Raw genomic sequence first — 22,041 nt, forward strand, 5'->3', positions numbered from 1 at the left:
CTCGAACATGAAATTAAACTTGAAACTCTTATACAAAATTGCCTTATGGACAAGTATTATTGGAATATTTGCCTTTATTTCAAACTTTGGATTTTCCCAAACTGAAACTACCCAGCAAATCTTAGATGGGTTTTTCTTCTTTGTGCTTGGTATCGGTATTATCTCGACTTTTGCCCGATACATTCAGAACGCAGGATTATTTAAAAGGAAGGTAGTTTATTTTGATGTGCTATCTGTTGCTTTTACGCTATGGATATTTTATATGTATCTTTTTATTGGGGTACCCTTTGAAACTGATTTACTGCTTGAAAACCCCATTTGGTTAAAAATTGCTGTGATTTTTACCTTTATCCGTGAGTTTTCCGAACTTATGATTAACTTTAAAAGGACGGTGCTAAATCCTGCCCAACTTTTTATACTGAGTTTCCTGGGAATCATTATTATTGGTTCTTTCTTATTGATGCTACCTAATGCAACGTATACCAATATTTCCTTCTTAGATGCTTTGTTTACTTCAACTAGTGCCGTTTGTGTAACAGGTTTGATCGTTGTTGACACAGCTACGTATTTTACCTTATTTGGCCAAACAATTATTATGGTGCTAATCCAAATTGGTGGGCTGGGTATTCTGACTTTTGCGAGTTATTTCAGTTATTTTTTTAAAGGGGGTACGACCTACGAAAATCAATTGGTGTTAAGTGATATGACAAATTCCAATAAACTTGGAGAAGTTTTTTCAACCTTAAAATGCATCATTCTCATCACCTTCGGTATAGAATTATTTGCTGGAATTTTAATCTATACGAGTATAGATTCGAGTGACTTTAATTCACAATCAGAACAAATATTCTTTTCTGCTTTTCACGCTATTTCTGCATTTTGTAATGCAGGGTTTTCAACATTAACCAACAGTTTGTACGAAACTGGGTTCAGGTTTAATTACTATCTTCAGTTGATCATTATTTTCACCTTTGTGTTTGGCGGATTGGGCTTTCCTATTGTCGTAAACATTCTGAAATATTTAAAATATAAAATCTCCACCCTATTTTCTTTATCATCAAGAAAGATCAAATACAAACCCTGGGTATTAAACATTAATAGTAGAATCACCTTGGTTACAACATTGTCCCTTTCCCTGGCAGCTTTTGTTATTTTCTATTTTCTGGAATACAACAATACCTTAGCCGAACACAATGGATTCGGAAAAATGGTTACTGCGCTTTTTGGAGCAACAACCCCCAGAACAGCTGGATTTAATACCATAGATACCGCAGCAATGGAGTTTCCTACCCTGATGATGGTTTTACTTTTAATGTGGATTGGAGCTTCACCACAATCTACAGGTGGTGGTATTAAAACAAGCACCTTTGCCATTGCAACGCTCAATATTTTGAGTTTAGCAAAAGGGAAATCAAGAATAGAAATTTTTAGAAGGGAAATCGCAGATATTTCAGTACGAAGGGCATTTGCCATTATATCGTTATCCTTTGTAGTTGTTGGTTTTGCCATCATGTTCATTTCATTGTTTGACCCCGACAAGGAACTCATGGACATTGCATTTGAGTGTTTTTCGGCATATAGCACAGTTGGGTTAAGCCTAGGAATTACAGGCACTTTAAGTAGCGCCAGTAAATTCATAATCATAATAGTAATGTTTGTTGGACGTATCAGTATGCTTTCCATGGTAATTGCATTATTTAAAAAAGTGAAACATAAAAATTACCGTTACCCGAAAGAAGAAATTACCATAAATTAAAAATAGTTGATAATGAAATATATAGTTATAGGCCTTGGAAACTTTGGCGCATCCCTCGCCCAAAAGCTCACAGAGCAGGGCAACGAAGTTATTGGGATAGACATTGATATGACTAAGGTGGAAGCCAACAAAGAGAAGATTTCACACACCATTGCTATGGATGCGACAGACGAGTTTACCGTCGCCGGACTTCCATTAAGAGATACTGATATAGTACTTGTTGCAATTGGAGAGGATCAGGGTGCAAATATTATGACCACCGCCCTTTTGAAAAATTTAGAAGTAAAACGTTTAATAAGCCGTGCTATAAATCCATTACACGAAAAAGTACTGCAAGCACTTGGAGTGGATGAAATTGTTCATCCCGAGGAAGAAACTGCAGAGCGCTGGGCTAAAAAACTGTATTTCAATAACGTTGTGGACTCTTTTGTATTAAATGACCATTACAGTATAATTGAAGCCAAAGTGCCTAATGATTATATAGGTAAGACTGTTCTAGAAGTAGGTTTTCGCAGTAAGTTTAATTTATTGGTACTAACAATCATCAAAAAAGTGGAAGTAAAAAGTATCTTAGGAAAAACAAAAACCGAAAGGCAAATCCAAGGTGTCGCATCTGCTGACAACAAACTTGAAAAAGACAATATTTTAGTTTTGTATGGCTCAAACAAAGATTTGCAAGTCTTTCTTAAACAAAAATTGAGATGAAAAGTAAAATTCTAAGCGTTATATTATCTGTAGTTCTACTTTCATATATAATCGGTAGTACTTAAAAGAGAATAAGCCTTTACCTGTCCAAAAGATTGGTTAATTAGTAAAAGATGCTCTAAAGCAGATTTGGTGGCAAAAATGATTGGTTCTGGTGTAAATTCTTCTCCGTTTTCACCAGCCGATCCTTGAAAACCCGGTTCCCCTTGCTTGCCTTTTGATTCGTCCACAATGTCCTCTGGCGCACAACTAATAATTACGGAGGTCAGCAGCGCAAAGAGTAGCTATTTGCAAACTCCGGTTTTTAGATTCTTCATTTTTTAAATTTTTTTTAGTTAGTATTTGAAATCAAAAGTAATAGGCTAGCTCTCAAAGTAGGTTAGGTTAACCTATTGCTTTAATTATCTTTTTCTAAAGCTTAGATTAAGTGTGAAGTTTAAATTAACTTTTTAAAAAACGCGAAGTTTTATTAATCAGAAGTTTATATTAACGAACATTCTTATAGATTATTTAAATTTTTTAATTAGTACGATATTTAAACTCTCCTAGCCTCGAAACGTTCTTAGGTCTTCGATTTGTTCGCCATTTGGAATAGGAAAATTCTAGCTATTTACTATTGTACTTCCTTTTACATAATTCAGAATGAATTGGAATATGTTATAGCAAAACCTCTTAGAAGTTATAAATTTATGATCTTTAATTAAGGGCCTCGTAGTTCAACGGATAGAATAGAAGTTTCCTAAACTTTAGATCCAAGTTCGATTCTTGGCGAGGTCACTTTTAAATACATTCCCTATACGTATTGTTTTTAATCATCTGTTTATCAGTAAAATAACATTGAATTAACAGGGTTTAAATTTTTCATTATTTAATTTTATACTGTATTAACCAATTAAAAATTATTTTATGGAAGCTATTGAAAAAAAAATCTACCATGGATTGTTAATGCTTTTTTTAATACTATCATTTGGTAGTATCATGGCTCAATCTGATGATGACAATATGGACATGGAAAGTGAAGGGCATATGGAGGAGATGCAAGATCAAGAGAGCTTGATAAATGATGCCAAAGAAGCAATAACAATTTTCATGAACACTAATGCAGAAGCGAAAGCTTTATTTAATTCCTCTGCTGGATATGTTGTTTTCCCAAATGTGGGAAAAGGAGCATATATAGTTGGAGGGGCTGCAGGAAATGGAGTGGTTTATGAAAAAGGTGAAATTGTTGGTATGGCTAAGTTGAAGCAAATTGATATTGGATTGCAACTTGGAGGACAAGCCTTTAGACAAGTGATCTTTTTTGAAACAGAAAAGCAATTGAATGAATTTAAAAAAGGAAATTTCGAACTCTCTGGAAATGTTTCAGCAGTAGTTTTGGAAGAAGGAAAAGCCAAAAGCATCGATTTCACAAATGGTTTAGCAGTGGTAACAATGCCTAAAGCGGGAGCGATGATTGAAATAGCAGTAGGAGGCCAAAAATTTGAATATGAAGCTATTCCCTAGTTATTAAACATTAATAAAATAAAAGATGATCCGAGTTCTTATCTAGAACTCGGATTTTTTATGTCTGAAACTGAAAAATCAGAATAATTTACAGCTTAAACAGGGTTTAATTAACATAACTTCTCTAAATTTAAATTTCAAGTAATTTATTAGGCTTATGAGATCCAAGATCACACTAAAAGAATTGGCTAAATTATTGAATGTTTCCGTTTCCACGGTCTCAAAATCATTGAATGGAAGCCCGGAGATAAGCAAGAATACGGTGAAAAGGGTAAAGGAATTAGCAGAATTACATAATTATAGCCCAAATCTTACCGCAGTTAATTTAAAGCGTAAGAGTACAGGAAATATCGCAGTGATAGTTCCCAATATTTCCAACACTTTTTTCGCAAAAGTACTAGGAGGAATTGAGAATGAGGCTAGAAAAAATGGATATCAATTAATCACATATATTTCTAATGAGTCCTTAACTGTTGAAAAACAGATAATGGATTTGATCTCTAATGGATTGGCAGATGGGGTATTAATGTCTGTTTCGGCAGAAACTCAAACTACTAAGAACTACGATCATATTTATAGATTTACCGAGTATGAGATCCCTGTGGTTTTATTTGATCGAATCAATGTAGATGTAAAATTGGATAAAGTTGGGGTAGATGATATGCAAAGTATTTATAATGCTGTTCGCTATCTGAAGTCTAAAGGACTTAATAGAATAGGATTGGTTTGTAGTATCGGAGATCTTGGACTGGCACAAGCTAGAATAGATGGATATAAAGCGGCAATGAACGACCAAAACACAACATTTCAAAAGGAATTCTTGATTGTATCTAATGATCCTGAGGTATTAAGAAAACAGCTTGGTCTTGTTTTGGATACCTATGAGATGGAAGCATTTGTGACCTTGGATTATTTAAGTACACTGTTAACTTCCAGAGTTGTTCAGGAAAAAAAACTAAATATTCCTGAAGACATAAAGATCATAGGATATGTAAATGAAGATTTCGCACCATTTCTTTGGCCTTCAATTTCATATATAGATCAGCATCCTTTGAGTATCGGAGAATCTGCCACCCAATTACTTATAGAAAGGATCAAAAAAATGCAACCGAAAGAATTTGACACTCAGATTTTAAACACTAAGATCGTGCATTTAGATTCTACGCTAATTTAATATACAGCCAATTTGTAAAATTCATCTGAATTTTACCTTAAAAAATTAACAATATTAATATTTTTGTGCTAATATTTAGTGAAATAACAAGCGCTTAACATTAATAGTTTTATGCTTCGTTTAATTTTATGGGATTAACCAAAAAAATAAGTTTAGATGAAAACGATTAATAAAAAAGTTTTAATTCCAATGCTAATGTCTATTATGGTTTTATTGTTGGTAAGTTGTGGATCAAGTCAGAACACATCTGGAGATATTATGGCCGATTCACGCGATGCTAAGGCAACTATAACTAAAAATCATCCAAATATTGCAGAGCTTTTTGACAATTCTGTAGGTTATGCTATTTTTCCTAATGTTGGGAAAGGAGCCTATATAATTGGTGCGGCTTCAGGAAACGGGACTGTTTATGAAAATGGAACTTTAATAGGATATTCAAGTCTTAAACAGGTAGATGTAGGTTTACAGGTAGGTGGAAAAGCATATATAGAAGTGATCTTTTTTCAAACACAAGATGCTTTGAACCGTTTTAAAAGTGGTAGCTATGAATTATCCGGAAATGTATCTGCAGTTCTTTTAGAAGAAGGAGTTTCTAGAGACGTGGAGTTTAGAGATGGAGTAGGAGTAGTTACAAAACCAAAGGCAGGAGCCATGGCAGGAATTTCTGTTGGAGGTCAAAAATTTGAGTTTAATGCTATTCAGTAGAATTTTTTAATACATACTAATGCCGGTTTCTTATTGCTAGAAATCGGCTTTTTTTTGTTATCAATATTATCTTCAATAGATGATTAAAAATAAATACGATCTAATTGTTATTGGTGCAGGATCTGGAGGTTTGGGAATTGCACTAGGCATGTTAGAAATGGGTTTTAAAGTGCTCATGGTGGATAAATCTGAAGAAAAAATAGGAGGAGAGTGTCTTAATACCGGATGCGTACCAAGCAAAGCTTTAATCCATGTGGCTAATATCATCCATCAATCTACTAAGGCATCAGATTTTGGAATAAAATCTTCAGGAACTCCTAATATTCATAAAGTAAAAAAATATATAGAAAGCAAGCAAAATAGTATTCGCAGGCATGAAAATGTTGACTATTTCAGAGAAAAGGGACTAGATGTAGTTATTGGGAAGGCTCAGTTTTCTTCTAAAAACAGTTTAGAAATTAATAACGGAGAGTATTCAGCAAAAAACATAATCATTGCTACCGGGTCAAAGCCAAGACAAATTGAAATTGAAGGTTTAAAACCTGAGATCACTTTTACCAATGAAAGTATTTTTGAGATCGATTTTATTCCGAAGAATTTTATATTCATCGGCGCAGGGCCAGTTAGCATGGAGTTAGGACAAGCTTTTTCAAGGCTAGGCTCTAAAGTCTTTATAGTAGACAGAGGAGAAAGAATCCTTAAGAAAGAAGACCCCGTTATTTCTGAAGTTTTATTTAAAAAACTAGAAGAAGAGAACATCACTTTTTATTTAAATGCTGAAGTTAAAAAAATCACTAATGAAGGTTTTGCTGAAATAAAAAACAAACAAGGAGAGGTGGTTAGGCAACCTATAGATGCTGTTTTTATGGGTATTGGTCGGGAATTGAATTTTGAAAGCCTGCAACTAGATAAAGCCGCAATTAAAACAGTTGACGGAAAAATTGTGTTGAATAATAAGTTACAAACCAGCAATAAAAATGTTTTTGTAAGTGGCGATGCCGCCGATAATTTTAAATTTTCTCATGCGGCAGAAATGCATAATATGTTACTTCTCAATAATTTTCTATCTCCTTTTAAAAAGAAGTTGGAAAAAGATAAATTCCCTTGGGTTACGTTTACAAACCCAGAAGTGGCAACTTTTGGGTTGGGAGAAATTCAACTCATAAACAAAAGCATAAATTATGAGCGTTTAGAAATAGATTTTTCCGAGAACGATCGTGGCACCACAGATGATTTTGAATACGGAAAACTGCTGCTGTTTATTGAAAAAAAAATGTTCTTAACGGGTTCAGCAAAGATTTTAGGAGGAAGCCTAGTGGCTCCTAACGCAGGGGAAATTGCGCAAGAACTTATTCTAGTAAACAGCGCGGGGATTGGAATTAAAAAAATCATGAACAAGACTTATCCATATCCCACTGCTGCAGATCTCCACAAAAAAATAATTAGGGATAGGATGGTGAAGGATTTGAAACCTTGGATGAAGAAAGTAGCGCAGTTATTATATAATATTTAGAATATGGTGTCCATTATTATTCCTTGTTATAACGAAGCGAATTATATTGAAGCCACACTAAAACAATGTTTTTCACAAATCGGGGATTTGGAGATTATTGTGGTAGATGGAGGTAGTACAGATTATACAACCAAAATTGTGGAGAATTATCCATCGGTCGTGCTTATTTCTTCAATTAAAGGTCGTTCAAATCAGTTAAATAAGGGCGCAGAAACTTCAAAAGGTAGCATTCTTCTTTTTCTACATGCAGATACTTTATTGCCTCCAAAAGCCATCGTTTCAATTTCTAAAGCATTTAAAAATGAGCAAGTGGTTGGAGGAAGTTTTTATTTAGAGTTTGATAAATATCATGTTTTGTTATTCCTTTATAGTATGCTAAGTAAGATAAATCATTCTTTTTTTACTTATGGAGATCACGGAATTTTCATCAGTAAACAAGTGTTTTCTGAAATTGGAGGCTTCAAAAACGTTAGTTTTATGGAAGATGCAGAGATCCAGAAGTCCGCAAGAAAAAAAGGAAAATTTTTAAAACTGAATTTAGGAGTTAAAACCTCTACTAGAAGATTTGAAAAACATGGGTTTTCTAAACAATTTTTTCAAGACATGTTAATTGCAATTTTATTTAAACTGGGAGTAGATCCAGAAAAATTGAAGCGATATTATCCGGATCATTCATAAACGCCTTCATAATACAAGTCTAAAATTAATATAAATGATAAAGCCTGAATTACTAATATTCGATGTTAATGAAACATTATTGGACATGGAACCATTAAAGAAGTCCATAAATGAAGCCCTAAAAGATGCAAGAGCCTTTGACATATGGTTCCCTACATTGCTTCAGTATTCATTAGTAGAAACCCTGACTAAAAATTATAAAGATTTTTCAGAAATCGCTGATGCTACCCTAAAAATGACAGCTCACAAATTGGATATAGATCTTACAGAAGTGCAGATAAAGAGTGTTTTAAGTCCTATTACTAAATTATTTGCTTATCCAGAAGTTTCAAATTCCCTAGAAGTTTTGAAACAAAACGGATTTAAACTTGTTGCACTTTCCAATGGGAAACCACAGGTGGTAAACGATCAATTAAAATATGCCAAGATCCATCACTTTTTTGATAAAGTATTGAGCATAGAAGAGGTGAAAAATTATAAGCCGCATGTTTCTACTTATCATTACGCCTATTCAGTAATGAATGTCTTAGCAGAGGACACTATGCTAATTGCAGCTCATGGTTGGGACATTGCAGGAGCGAAAAGAGCGGGTATTCAAGCTGCATTTATAAATAGACCTGGAAAATCTCTTTACCCATTGGCCATAGAACCAGAAATTATTGGTTTTTCTTTGGCAGAGATAACCGAATCTTTGCTAAAATCTTAAATACTAGTAATCTCAAGCAAACCTTATCGTCTAAATAATTGTATTCAATATAAATTAACCCTCAATAAATCAGCATGTTATACTGATATTTCAATTGGAAAACTCCACAGCTCGCATAGTCATGTAGATCTTAATTTTTAGCGTCCTCCCGAATTATTAATCAAAAACTCTCTGATATTTGATCCTGCAAAAATGGAGATTTAGTGGGAACAAGGCTATCAATTTGCAAAGAACAACAGCCCATTTTATAAGTGTATAGAAATTGAAAAAGAAGGATTATGAAAACAAATTTTATTTTTTTTATGCTTGTTCTGGTATTACAGAGCTGCATTGCCCAAACCAAAAAAGGATTCAATTTAGAGAATAGCATTATTCCAATTTCTGAAATTATGGATGGGGGACCACCAAAGGATGGGATTCCTTCTATAGATAATCCAAAATTCGTAAAAGTTTACGAAACAAAACTGGATGACGAAGATCGAATTTTAGGAGTTTTTGAAAACGGTATCGCAAAAGCATATCCAATTGAGATATTAAATTATCATGAAATAGTAAACGACTATTTTGGCAACAAACCAGTGGTGATTACTTTTTGCCCACTTTGCGGAAGTGGCATTGCTTTTAATGCTGAAATTAAAGGAAAACCCACTTCGTTTGGTGTAAGCGGACTGTTGTACAATAGTGATGTTTTATTGTACGATCGTGAAACTGAATCCGTTTGGTCTCAATTACTATTTAAAGCAGTATCTGGCCCCTTGGTTAACACAGAACTGGAGATTTTGGCAACAGCAAATACTACATGGGGAAGTTGGCTCAAAAAGCATCCGGAAAGCTTGGTGCTTTCTGAAGAGACTGGTTTTAATAGGGACTATTCCAGAAATCCATACCCGGATTATTCCAAATCTTCTAAATTATATTTCCCTGCTTCTGGTAATGATGATCGGTTTCATCCCAAAGAGATGGTTATCGGTTTAGAGATACTCGGTAAATTTAAAGCGTATCCTTTTTCTGAACTTAAAAAATTGAAATCCAGCGTTTTAAACGACACTTTTCAGGACAAAAAAATGATCATAAAATATGATCCCAAAAGTGATAGCGCAGAAATTATGGATAAAGAAGGAAATATAATTCCTGCTGTTACCAATTTTTGGTTTGCTTGGGTTGCTTTTCACCCAAAAGCGGAAGTCTATTTTAATAACTAATAACTTCTCACTTCAAAAATTTATTCTAGAAGTTTAGGATTCTCCAACATAGTTGGAATCAATTCACTCACTGTTGGGTGAATATGAACAGCATCTCTAATTACTGTATATGTTGCATCGGCATACATTAGGTCTATAATGGTATGTATATACTCATCTGCTCCAGTTCCTAGAAAAGTAGCACCTAAAACTTTATCGGTTTTATCGTCGATTAAAATTTTAAGCATACCTTGCGTTTCCCCCATTTCCTTAGCTCTTGCAACTTTAGACATTGGGCGAGTCGCTATTTTGGCTTTTATTCCTTTTTCTCTTATTTCCTTTTCATTCATTCCAACTCTTGCGATTGGAGGGTCTATAAAAGCAGCATAGCACAAAAATCTATCGGAGAGTTTTCTCTTTTTATCTTGAAATAATTGAGAATTCACTATTTGAAAATCGTTGTAAGCAGTATGAGTAAATGCACCTTCGCCGTTACAATCTCCTAATGCCCATATATGATCAAGGTTTGTTTGAAGCTCATCATTTACCTTAATGTACCCTCTTTTATCTAATTTCACTTTTGTTTTATCCAGACCAAGATCATCTGTATTTGGGGTTCTTCCTGCGGCAATCAAAATATGGGAACCTGTTAAGGTTGGAGCTCCTTTAGTACATTCAATCTTTACTTCTATTTGATCTCCCTTTTTCTTAGCACTTATGCATTTTGAATTTAATCTAATATTAACTCCTTCATTCTTAAAGATCGCTGCTATTTCTTCGGCAAATTCATCATCTTCACGTTTTAGCAATTTATCCCCACTTTCAAGAATTGTGACCTTGCTTCCAAATCGGCGGAACATCTGTCCAAATTCAAGACCTATATACCCTCCACCTACAATAATTAGATGTTCTGGAATTTCTTCGAGTTCTAGAATACTTGTATTTGTTAAAAACGGAACAGATGAAAACCCCTCAGGAATCCGTGCTCTCCCACCAACATTAATATAAATTTTTTCTGCGGAATAATTTTCGCCATTTACACTAATAGTACGCTCATCTACAAATTTTGCAGTTCCTTTTATCAGGCTTATGTTTTCTGTTTCAGTAAGCATTTTATGAAGTCCGTCCCTGGAATCCTGAATAATTTTATCCTTTCTAACCTTTATAGTTTTAAGATTGACCACTATTTCGCCTTTAACTTCTACTCCAAGAGACTTGCTGTTTTTAGCGATAAAAGCACGTCTGGCACTTGCAACATAGGCCTTAGTTGGAGTACAACCTACATTAACGCAGGTTCCTCCTAAATCGCCTTTTTCTATAATTGCAGTTTTAATTCCATTTTTAGCAAGGCTTGCCGCCAACGGAGGACCTGCCTGTCCGGTTCCAATAATTATTACATCGAAATTTTTAGTAGCCATAATTAATATTTATAGTTTTTTCCTTCATCTTTTTCCAGCTCTACGCCTAAAGTAAGTACCATTCGGTTTACAAAATTGAAATAAGAAACAACGAGTGTTGCATCTAAAACTGCAGTATCATTCCAGCCAAGTTTTCTTAAATTCTCGGTAAGATCGCTCTTATTGTTAGCTTCTGGATTTAAGGTTATAAGAGAAGCAAAATCACACAATGCCATTTCTTTTTCAGGAAGGTCTAATACAGGGTAATCGGTTTTTAATAGCTTTAGTTTTTCTTCATCTTTCCAATAGTGCTGTAATGCGCTTCCATGATGAGTAGCGCAATAAGCACAATTATTAGCAACAGATACTATTACGGCAATCATTTCCCTTTGAGCTCTGGACAATTCAGATTTCGTAAACATGATCTCCATATAGAGATCTGCATGCTTTACGATGCTTTCCGGACGCAAACTTTGAATTTTTAAAACTTCGGCCAACTGACCACGACTTTCGACGATACCATCATAAATTTCCTTTAATCTACCTTCAGCAACTTCATGCTGAATCACTTTAATTCTGCTCATGGTTTATCTTCCAAAATTTATTACAATAGTGAAGATAAGACAATATCTAAAACTATTTCAGGCTTAGGTAGTCTAAAAAATACAGTAGGCTTATCAAAAAAAAGCGAAGCCAGATCTAGGAGATCTGGCTTCGCTTTTTAATTTTGAAACACTAAGTTTTAGAACTTGAATCCAAAAGTAAATACCACTCGATTATCTTCTTCACTGGTATAATAACCAACATTTGCTGTAAATGCACTAAATCCATTTATAAAAACAGAACCTCCATAATTAGTATGCCATTTGTTGGAATCATCATTGTTTACCCAAACTCTACCATAATCAAACCCACCTGTTACCCCAAAGCGCAAAGGCATAAAACTGGTCTCAACTTTTCCACACCCAATCCTAAGATCTGTACTATGGTAAAAACTGTTTTTTCCATTAAAACGCTGATTTCTAAAAGCTCTTAAACTTTCGTTTCCACCCAACATGGCTCCATGGTAAAATTCGTATTTATCACTAATAATAACCTCACCCCCAATTTTAGTGGCCAGTACAATTACTTCGCTATCGTGCAAAGGATAATCTATAGAGATAGAAGGCTTCAAATACCCTAGCTCATTATCATGATCGTCTATATTTGTCTTATATCCAGCAGTAAGATCTAACTGTATTCCTAAGTTTGGAAAGGCAGGGTTTTTTCTTTTATTCAAGTATTGGTAGATCACTTCCGCTCCACCATATAGCTGAGAATCAAAAACATCATTACTTGCTTGGAAAGTATCTCCAATAAAACGATCTACATCTCTAGACACTTCCAAAGATTCTACTAATAATTTAAATTGAAATTCACTTCCTCTGGCATTATTCCAAATTAAAGATGGCGCAAAACGCCACTGCTCAATATTTACCCGGTTAAAATCTAAATCTATATCATTATCGTATACTGTTTCATTTCCTTTTCCGAAGTAGTTCAACGTGAAATTAGGACTCGTATAATACGCATCTATACCTAAATTCCAGTTATAAAAGATGTGCGCAAATTCTCCAAAATAACTAAGCTCTATACCTTCTGTATCAAAATAGTAATTTGCACCTACTGTATGTTGCGTAGTGAATGGGTTTTTTGCTAATCCATAAGTGGTATAAGTATCAGAGAGACCTACATTAAATCCGGCATCCGAGCTAAATCCTATTGCTGGGAATAAGATATTATTGGAAGTTTTTCTTTTTAAATAATCGAAATTATTAATGTCGTAGGAATCTACCAGCCATTTTTTACCCGCTTTTACAATGGTGTTTTCCTTGCTCTTATAATCATATAATTTGGCTCTTCTAGGGTTTTCGAAATTGTAAATATCATTTTCTTCCCCACCTAGCACCTTCAATTTAATAAGGTTATTTCCTTTTCCTTCAATTTTAAATTCATCATCTCCATCTAAGCCATAGATCCAAATTTCCTTAGTGTCTTCAGCGTTATAGCTATTTTCAAATACAATGGTATCTTTTCTTGAAATTTGAATGTCTGTAACCCCATCTTTTTTACGGGTGATCAAGAATTTATCATCTTTATCGGTTCCTGTTACTACATGAAATTTGTTTAAATACTCATAATAATCACGAGTTACTGCCATTAAATTATCTCGACGAATTTTTAAATTCTTCTGAATATTACTAATGCTTTCATCCTTTACATCTTCAGGAAGATTTGCAAAAGCTTTTTCAATCTTAGCATCGGTAAGATTTGATTGAATGAATTTTACCTGTTTTTCCCAGTCTTCCCAGGTTGAAGTTTGAATAGCCATTTTATCCATTGCATACCCAGCGGTATTAAACCATTTTACATTCTTAATATTAGAATTATAGGATTGCATGGCTCTAAGTGGAGGGAATCCTAATTTTAAAAGGGAAATTATAGGGCCATCAAATTTGGAAAATGCCTGGTCTCTATCTCTTGGAATTGGTTTGTAAACCTTTTTATCGTCGGCTTCTTTAAATTCTGCCCATCTCCACTGGTCATCGTGCCTATCCCAATCTCCAACCAGCATATCAAAAATTCGTGCTTTAATATATTCTCCTTCGTCAACACTTGCGTCTTTAGATTCAAGTAATTCTTCTCTAAGATCAGTTGAACTTAAAATATCATCTGGAGAACCAAATATCTCCATGTCTTTATTCTCATCTCCTACATGCTCTTCCAACATATAAAGCTCATCCCCATATTTATCGTTAAAAACACCTAAGGCTTCTTGTTTAGGCACAAAATAAATTTTTGGACTTACATGTAAAATATCAACATCATCCATTAAATCGTTTAAAGCAAAAGGAGCATAAGGATGGGCAGTGGTATAATAATCCAATACAATCCTTTCGGCAACAGTATTATCTACGATATCTGCCACGTAATGCTCTTTCATATTATCCTGAATAAAACGAATTGCGCTTTTTTTTAAAACTCTTAAGGTATATTCATTTTCGTCATCATTAATCAACCTCAAAGATCTGGATTGTTGTCCTCCACCTTCAGTAATAGGTTTTACATTTCCAGATAGATTATCAAGAAATAAAACGGGAGCGTTTATTTTTTTGCTGTAAATATCTCTGTAGTGATCTCCCCAAGCCCACTTATACAATCCGCTTTTATCTGTTTCTTCTGAGGTGTAGATAGATGAAACTGCAGTTTTGCCATAAGTTTCTTTAGGCTTATAAGAAACTTCATCCAGAGAAGTTCGTTTTCTCTGTATCTCCTTTTCGAATAGAAATTTGGAATCTGTAGCTGTAGTTTCATAAAACCGAACCAAAGAACTACCATCTTTAAACAAGATAAGTTTTGCATATCCATTTTTATCTGAAGCAAAATGGCCTTTCTTCTCAACTCTCGCTTTTTGAGTTTTAGCTGCTGCTCCACTTATAATTTGTGGTACCTCATGATGATCTAAATATTGTAGGTTTTGATCGTTACCAGACACAAAGATCACATCATCGAATTGACGAGCGGTAGCCTCCAAAATATTATGAAGTTTGCTCTGTTCAGGATTTTGATAAGTTTGGTCTGAAAATCCTGTAACTTTTTTAATAAAACCATATTTTGTGCTGCTCAATACTGGGTGGTGTACCGCGACAATTATAGTTTTTCCAAAGTTGTCTTTTAATTCGTCTCTAAATTCTTCAAAGAACTGATCTCTGGTTTTAATATCACATTTATTGTTGATGTAAGTATGTTTATCCCAGTTTTCTAAATACCATTGAGAATCTATCATGATAAGCGCAACATCGTCATTAATTTCTTCACTTTCGATAGGGCAACCATCGTTTGGCCAAAATTCGGCTTTACTGTTATCTTGAAGAAAAGATTCTAGATCGTCTATGCTTTTATGTCCTTTTTTGTTCCACTCGTTTTTACCGGGAGTAAAAATTACATTTCCGTTAAATTTATCAATTGGCGTTAGAAGGTTTTTGGTTAAAAAAGCTTCTGTTTGTTCTTGAGCTTTATCCTTAGAGGGATACCCTTTTTCATTGGTAATATTACCAATTATAAGCAAGGTGGCGTTATCATCTTGCTGAGAAGCAATATTAATCTGGTTTAGCAATTCTTGAGAAACCTTATTTGTTTCATCATTACCTGTGTTCGCCGTTATGTAAAAAGTGTGAGATACTTCTTTGTCTTGAGTTAAGTTTTTATCTTGTGCAAATCCTGTTGCAAAAGCAACAAAAAACAGTAGAAAACTAAAGTTAGATGAGTTTGAGATTCGTCGGTAGTCTAGGGTGGACGTAGTTTTTATCATATTAAAATGATTATTAAGGTCTTTATTATAGGTTGATGTATCTTTTAAAATTAACGAAATACGTGGCAAGATTCAAAAAAAATAAGATTTACTAATGAATTTTAACGTACTATAACATTTTTTAGATCTTCTATAGAACTGTCACCTCTTTTGAACTTAATTTTAAAGGGAAACAATCCAATAATTATTAAAGATCTTTCTTGTTATACATAAAAAAGATCTGTTCCAGGAAATAAGCTCAAATTTTCTGTATAGCTTTTCTAATTTCCTCTACATTATTGTGGAATAAAATTTAAATTAGCTTCAAAACTATATTCTTGAGATTATTCTTCTTTCTAGCTTTTTTGTTTTCATTTTCTGGATTTTCACAGGAACTACCACCAGTAATTAATTATAGCCCTATAACCTACGATGCCGGAAACCAAAATTGGATGATCTCACAGGCAGACAATAAAAACATGTATATAGCAAACGGGACAGGACTACTAGAATTTAATGGGGCAGCATGGAATTTATATCCAATACCCAACAATACAATTGTGAGATCTGTAAAAGCAGTAGGTAAAAAGATCTTCACTGGGGCATATATGGAAGTTGGTTATTGGGAGAAAAATAAATATGGAACTTTAGATTATACCAGTTTATTAGATAAATTTCCAGAAGCGGTAAAAGATGGGGAACAATTCTGGCATATAGAGAGCAGCGAAGACATTGTGATCTTTCAAAGTTTTGAAAAATTATATTTATATAATCTGGGCACTAATAAGATTACGAATGTTAAAACCATAGCTTCATCTGCAATTACTAATCTTTTCAAGGTTGAAGAAAATATTTATTATCAGCAAGAAGGTCAGGGCGTTTTCTTGATTAAGAATGGGAAACCAGAATTATTGATACCTGCTGAGGTTATTAATGACTTAGAATTTATTCATCTTTCTATAAAAGACAAGCAGCTTCAGATAATTTGTAAATCTGGAGATTTCTATACGTGGAATGGTACAGAATTAGAGGTTTTTAATCAAGAATTAACCCAAATAATCAATGGTTTCAGTATTTTTTATGCACTGGATTTAGCAGATAATTCTTTCGTCTTGGGTACCGTTGAAAATGGTGTTTATCATGTGAACTCTAAAGGAGAGATATTAGAAAATTTCAATCAGACTAATGGACTTTTAAACAATACCGTTCTAAGTTTGTTTGAAGATGTGGATAATAATCTTTGGGCAGGACTAGATAATGGCATTGGGGTTATCAATCTTAATTCTGCATTTGAAATATTTCAAGATAAGAATGGTAAAATTGGTTCGGTTTATACTTCAGTTAAAGAGAAGGAGTATTTATATCTGGGAACTAATCAAGGTTTGTACTACAAAAAAGATGGAGAAAAGGCATATACCCTTATCCCCGGCACCAACGGGCAAGTATGGAGTTTGCAGAAAATAGATGATATTCTCTTCTGTGGTCATAATATGGGAACTTTTATAATTAAAGATGGTATAGCCCAGAAAATTGCAGACAGGTCGGGTACCTGGAAAGTTATAAAACTTGAGCATCATCCCGGTTTTTATCTACAAGGGCATTATAACGGTTTAAGTGTGTTAAAACGAAATGGAGAAGAAATTGAGGCTTATCCAATGCTTAAAGACTTTCCTCATTCATCCAAGTCCATAGTGTCTAATAAAAATGGAGATATCTGGATTGGGAACGAGCATAAAGGTGTTTTCAAAATAAGATTGGATGATTCCTTAACTAATATAAGTACCACTAAAAATTATCCATTTAAAGATGTTTCTGGAATAACTTCAAGTATTTTTAAGTTCAATGACACTTTATATTATGCTACAAAATCAGATTTCTTCCAATATTTACCAAGTTCAAATAAATTCAGTTCGAAAAATGAGTTATCTGAGATCACAGCTAATTTTAAAAGAATTTCAGGGACTGTTGTAAATGACGCCTCAGAAAAGATCTGGGGTTTTACTGAAAATTCTATTTTTAATGTGGATCTTTCCCAATTGAGCTCGGGCTATAATTTGACCCCTATTTACTTGCCCAAAGAGGTTAGGAATATTACTATTGGACATGAGAATATTACTGCGCTAGGTAATAGTAAATACATAATTGGAGTTTCTGATGGTTATTTGATCTATAACCAAATGGAAATAGTAGATCTTAAGCATCAGATAAAAATAAATAAGATAACCAGTGCAACAGTAGAGAATAATGCCATTTTGGTGCCCCTAAATGAGGAGTCGGTATTTGCTTATAAATCGAATAACATCAATATAAATTATAGTGTCGCTGAATATGAAAAATTTATTTCTCCGGAGTACAGCTATAGACTTATAGGATTAAATTCCAAGTGGAGTAATTGGAGCAAAGTCCCAATAGCTTCTTTCAAAAACCTGTCTTTTGGTGATTATGAGTTTCAGGTAAAAGGAAAAATTGGAACCAACACTACAGAAACGCTTTCCTACCTTTTCAGAATTTCAAGACCTTGGTATTTAAGCTGGATTGCGATTGCATGCTATGTCTTATTGTTTTTGAGTATTCTGCTGCTAATTCACAGAACCAATTTGAGACATCACGGGAAGATCAACGAGGAAAAAGAGAAGGAACTTAAAATGAAGAATCTTGAAGCAGAACAAAAGATTATAAAGCTACAGAATGAACAGTTGGGGAAAGATATGACAAGTAAGAATAAAGAACTTGCCGCTTCTACAATGAGTTTAATTAAAAAGAATGAATTCCTTAACAACATCAAGGACCAATTAAAAGAATCTGAATCTTCCAAAGTTAAATCAGTTATCAAGACGATTGATAAAGATATAAATGAAGAATACAACTGGAATTTATTTAAGGATGCATTTAATAATGCAGATAAGGAATTCTTTAAAAAGATAAAATCGAAGCATCCTGATCTTACCTCCAATGATCTTAAGCTTTGTGCTTATTTAAGGTTAAATCTTTCATCAAAAGAGATCGCTCCTCTTCTTAACATTTCGGTAAAAAGCGTCGAAATTAAGCGATATCGTTTGCGTAAAAAAATGCTTTTACCAAGAGAAGTGAATCTTACAGAGTATATTCTTGCTATTTGAACCTATACAATTGGTTTTAAAAACTATACATAAACTCTACATGTAGTAGTTTTGACACTTATTTTCCAAAGATTGTAACCATCTTTTAATTAGCTTATTGCATTATAATACCAATGTAATAAAGACTTTTGGCTTTCCCCTACATTTAATATTGGCCTTGTATATATTTTGTAAAGGTAAATTTCCTTGCTTCTTAACACTCTATTAATATATTGCCAATGCAATTTAAACAAACTTACAAATGAAGAGATTTACATGTTTATTAATTGTCCTTTTTGGGGGAGTTATTTCTATGTATTCGCAATCGATTTCGGTCCAGGGGACCGTTTTAGATGAGAATAATGTTCCGCTATTAGGGGTAAATGTTTTAGTGAAGAATGAATCGCGTGGAACAACCACCGATTTTGATGGTAATTTTACAATAGAGAATGTAAATGTAGGCGATGTGCTTCAGTTCTCTTATATAGGATTTTTACCAAAAGAGATAACGGTCTCTTCTAACCAAACTTTAAATATCGTTTTACAAACTGATTCTGAATCATTAGACGAGGTAGTTGTAATTGGATATGGTACTCAACAAAAAAAGGAAATAACAGGAGCTGTTAGCGTTGTTGATTCCAAAACTATTGAAGATCTTAATCCTGTTAGGGTGGAACAGGCGCTTCAAGGTAGAGTTGCTGGAGTAAATATTACTTCTACTTCTGGTTCTCCGGGTAGTGCTTCTACTATAAGTATAAGAGGTATTTCTACCAATGGGGATTCTAGACCTTTAATCTTGGTTGATGGAGCAGTTATAGAAGATCTAAGTGTAATTAACCCAAATGATATAGAAAGTATTAGTGTTCTTAAGGATGCTACTGCTGGTATATATGGAGTAAGAGCAGCAAATGGGGTTATTTTAATTACCACCAAAGGAGGTAAGAAAAACACAGACCTTCGAGTGGAACTGGATACTTATACTGGAATTCAGGAAACGAGTAGAAAGTTACCTGTCCTGAATGCTACTGAATACGCTGTAATAATTAATGAAGCTTTTGCAGCAGGTGGTGATAATCCACCGTTTAATGACTTTAGTGTTCTAGGTGAGGGAACAGATTACCAAGATGAGATATTTAGAGAAGCTTTTGTATCAGATGTTAATGTGAGCGTTTATGGTGGGGGAGAAAAATCCACGTATTCCGCAGGGGCTGGTTATCTAGATCAAGACGGTATTGTTGGTGGTTCTAAGTCTAATTTTGAACGTATTACAGGAAGAGGAAGTTTTAATTATGATATTCTTGATAATTTAAAATTATCTACAACAGCCATTTATACACACTCTAATAGAGGCACGCTTCCTGAGAATTCATTGGGATCTGTTTTGTTTAATGCCATTAATATGGCTCCAACAATCCCTGTTTTTGATGCAAATGGGGAATTTAGTTTAGCAGAAGGTTTAGGGAATGAGGTAATCAACCCGGTCGCACAAGTAGCTAACACTTTTAATAATACACAAGTAGATAAGATCACTGGAACGGCTGGTCTTGCTTATGAATTTTTTGATCATTTCAAGGCGGAAGCAAGATACCAGTTCAATTATTCTGAAGTAAGGGGAATAGGTTTCTTTCCGGAAGCTTTCTATGGTTCAGGAAAGGTTTTTAATATCAGTGAGGGAAGGAATGTTGTAAATGAAAGAACAGACTTTTTTAGGGATTATACGTTTGATGCTTTTTTGTCTTATACAAATTCCTTTAATGATGTTCATAATGTAACTGCGCTATTAGGAACTTCTGTTTTCAAATCCACAGGAGATTTTTACGAGTTCACAGGTTTTAATATTCAAGGCAACTCGTTTGAAAATGCAAGTATAGCAAATGCTTCAGGTGTAGTAGATACTTATTTAAATTTAAGCAATAGAGTTTTTGACTCTAGATTATTATCATATTTTGCTAGACTTCAATATAACTATGATCAGAAATATTTAATATCTGCAGTTATAAGGCGTGATGGTTCTTCCAATTTTGGACCAAAGAATAAATTCGGTTATTTCCCATCGGCATCAGCTGGTTGGGTGATGAGTGAGGAAAAGTTTTTTGAAAATAATATTGTAAACTTCTTTAAAATCAGAACTAGTTTCGGGATTTTAGGTAATGACCGTATTGGTGCTTTTGGTTACACCTCTCTTTTAGATGGGGAAGGAACTTATGTTTTTGACAACGAATTATTCTTTGGAGTTGCTGCTGGTAGACTTTCTAATCCAGAATTACAATGGGAAGAGCAAACAGCTTTCGATATTGGTATAGATGCAAGATTGTTTGGATCTAAATTGGACCTTACGGTAGATTATTTCCAGAGAAGAACAGACGAACTATTGCTGATGCCTCAGGTTTCGGGAATTCTAGGAGTTGGAGCTCCTGGGGCTGGTGCCCCAATTGTAAATGCAGGTTCTGTAGAAAATAAGGGATGGGAATTTTCTTTTACCTACAAACAATTAGTAACAGACGATTTTGATTTTAATGTAAGCTACAACCTTACCACTTTAGAAAACGAAGTACTTTCTGTAGCTAACGAAAATGGGTTTGTTCCAGGAGGATTTTTTGCCGTGGGACAAGGAGAAGCACCATCGAGGATGGAAGCTGGCCAACCAATCGGGTATTTTTATGGATTGAAAACAGATGGCATCTTTCAAAATGCTTCAGACATAGCTTCTGCTGCTACTCAATCTAATGCAAATGTAGGTGATCTTCGCTATGTAGATCAGAACGGAGATGGACTTATCAATTCAGACGATCGTGTTAATATTGGAGATCCAATTCCAGATCTTACAATGGGTCTTAACATTGGATTGAACTACAAGAATTTCGATTTCATTGCTTATGCATTTGCTTCAGTAGGAAACGATATGGTAAGAGCATACGATAGAAATGAAATACGTACCAATAAAACTTCTTTTGTCTTGGACAGATGGACAGGACCAGGTACTACAGATATATATCCTAGAGTGAATATTGGGCCTAATTCCAATAACCAATTCTCAGATTTCTATGTAGAAGATGCTTCTTATGTGAGATTGCAAAATGTACAAGTAGGGTATAGCTTAAATAACGCCACCACAGATCAGCTGGGGATTAGAAAACTGAGGTTCTACGTATCTGTGAACAACGCATTCACCTTGACAGAATATACTGGTTACGACCCTTCTGCTTCTACAGGAGACCCAATTGGAGGTGGAATAGATCAAGGATTTTACCCCGTACCTAGAGTTTATTCAGCAGGTTTAAACTTTAAATTTTAA

15 protein-coding genes and 1 tRNA gene are annotated in these 22,041 nt (G+C 34.2%); 12 read left to right on the forward strand and 4 right to left on the reverse strand.

The window, feature by feature from the left end; all coding sequences use genetic code 11:
• Window positions 1-7: 7 nt before the first annotated feature.
• Window positions 8-1,756, forward strand: a complete 1,749-nt coding sequence (locus H033_RS0103885; protein WP_026837112.1) for a TrkH family potassium uptake protein — start codon at window positions 8-10, stop codon at window positions 1,754-1,756.
• A gap of 12 nt (window positions 1,757-1,768) precedes the next feature.
• A complete protein-coding gene (locus tag H033_RS0103890) occupies window positions 1,769-2,461 on the forward strand; it encodes a potassium channel family protein (protein WP_026837113.1) in 693 nt (230 codons plus the stop codon).
• 41 nt (window positions 2,462-2,502) lie between these two features.
• Here the strand turns inward: H033_RS0103890 and H033_RS0103895 are convergent, their stop codons facing one another.
• A complete protein-coding gene (locus H033_RS0103895; protein ID WP_026837114.1) occupies window positions 2,503-2,691 on the reverse strand; it encodes a hypothetical protein in 189 nt (62 codons plus the stop codon).
• Between the two features lie 475 nt (window positions 2,692-3,166).
• Here H033_RS0103895 and H033_RS0103900 point away from each other — a divergent pair.
• The 8 genes from H033_RS0103900 to H033_RS0103935 all read left to right on the forward strand — a co-directional run bounded on the left by H033_RS0103900 (window position 3,167) and on the right by H033_RS0103935 (window position 9,942).
• Window positions 3,167-3,238, forward strand: a tRNA-Arg gene (locus tag H033_RS0103900).
• A 129-nt stretch (window positions 3,239-3,367) separates the two neighbouring features.
• Window positions 3,368-3,964 (forward strand): YSC84-related protein, encoded by a 597-nt coding sequence (locus H033_RS0103905; RefSeq protein ID WP_026837115.1) that lies wholly within the window; start codon window positions 3,368-3,370, stop codon window positions 3,962-3,964.
• A gap of 157 nt (window positions 3,965-4,121) precedes the next feature.
• Entirely contained in the window at window positions 4,122-5,138 is a 1,017-nt protein-coding gene (locus tag H033_RS0103910) for a LacI family DNA-binding transcriptional regulator (protein WP_026837116.1), read from the forward strand.
• Between the two features lie 156 nt (window positions 5,139-5,294).
• Window positions 5,295-5,843: a YSC84-related protein gene (locus tag H033_RS0103915; protein WP_026837117.1), complete on the forward strand. Its 549-nt coding sequence runs from the start codon at window positions 5,295-5,297 to the stop codon at window positions 5,841-5,843.
• Window positions 5,844-5,922: 79 nt separating this feature from the next.
• A complete protein-coding gene (locus H033_RS0103920) occupies window positions 5,923-7,356 on the forward strand; it encodes a dihydrolipoyl dehydrogenase family protein (RefSeq protein WP_051227776.1) in 1,434 nt (477 codons plus the stop codon).
• 3 nt (window positions 7,357-7,359) lie between these two features.
• Entirely contained in the window at window positions 7,360-8,034 is a 675-nt protein-coding gene (locus tag H033_RS0103925; protein WP_026837119.1) for a TIGR04283 family arsenosugar biosynthesis glycosyltransferase, read from the forward strand.
• Window positions 8,035-8,068: 34 nt separating this feature from the next.
• Window positions 8,069-8,740, forward strand: a complete 672-nt coding sequence (locus tag H033_RS0103930; protein WP_026837120.1) for a haloacid dehalogenase type II — start codon at window positions 8,069-8,071, stop codon at window positions 8,738-8,740.
• Between the two features lie 278 nt (window positions 8,741-9,018).
• On the forward strand, window positions 9,019-9,942 hold the full coding sequence (locus tag H033_RS0103935; RefSeq protein ID WP_026837121.1) for a DUF3179 domain-containing protein: 924 nt from the start codon (window positions 9,019-9,021) through the stop codon (window positions 9,940-9,942).
• A gap of 20 nt (window positions 9,943-9,962) precedes the next feature.
• Here H033_RS0103935 and H033_RS0103940 read toward each other — a convergent pair whose 3' ends face one another.
• The 3 genes from H033_RS0103940 to H033_RS0103955 form a co-directional block, all read right to left on the reverse strand.
• Window positions 9,963-11,339 carry an FAD-containing oxidoreductase gene (locus H033_RS0103940; RefSeq protein WP_026837122.1) on the reverse strand — a complete coding sequence of 459 codons (1,377 nt, stop codon included), beginning with the start codon at window positions 11,337-11,339 and terminating at the stop codon, window positions 9,963-9,965.
• 2 nt (window positions 11,340-11,341) lie between these two features.
• Entirely contained in the window at window positions 11,342-11,902 is a 561-nt protein-coding gene (locus H033_RS0103945; protein ID WP_026837123.1) for a peroxidase-related enzyme, read from the reverse strand.
• A 158-nt stretch (window positions 11,903-12,060) separates the two neighbouring features.
• Complete coding sequence (locus H033_RS0103955; RefSeq protein WP_026837124.1) at window positions 12,061-15,669, reverse strand: metallophosphatase; 3,609 nt, start codon at window positions 15,667-15,669, stop codon at window positions 12,061-12,063.
• Between the two features lie 317 nt (window positions 15,670-15,986).
• On the opposite strand from H033_RS0103955, the gene H033_RS0103960 reads away from it, so the two are divergent.
• Both H033_RS0103960 and H033_RS0103965 read left to right on the forward strand, forming a co-directional pair.
• Window positions 15,987-18,767 carry a triple tyrosine motif-containing protein gene (locus H033_RS0103960; protein WP_026837125.1) on the forward strand — a complete coding sequence of 927 codons (2,781 nt, stop codon included), beginning with the start codon at window positions 15,987-15,989 and terminating at the stop codon, window positions 18,765-18,767.
• A gap of 241 nt (window positions 18,768-19,008) precedes the next feature.
• Entirely contained in the window at window positions 19,009-22,041 is a 3,033-nt protein-coding gene (locus tag H033_RS0103965) for a SusC/RagA family TonB-linked outer membrane protein (RefSeq protein ID WP_026837126.1), read from the forward strand.

Source organism: Gillisia sp. JM1, assembly GCF_000424645.1.
Classification (GTDB): Bacteria; Bacteroidota; Bacteroidia; order Flavobacteriales; family Flavobacteriaceae; genus Gillisia.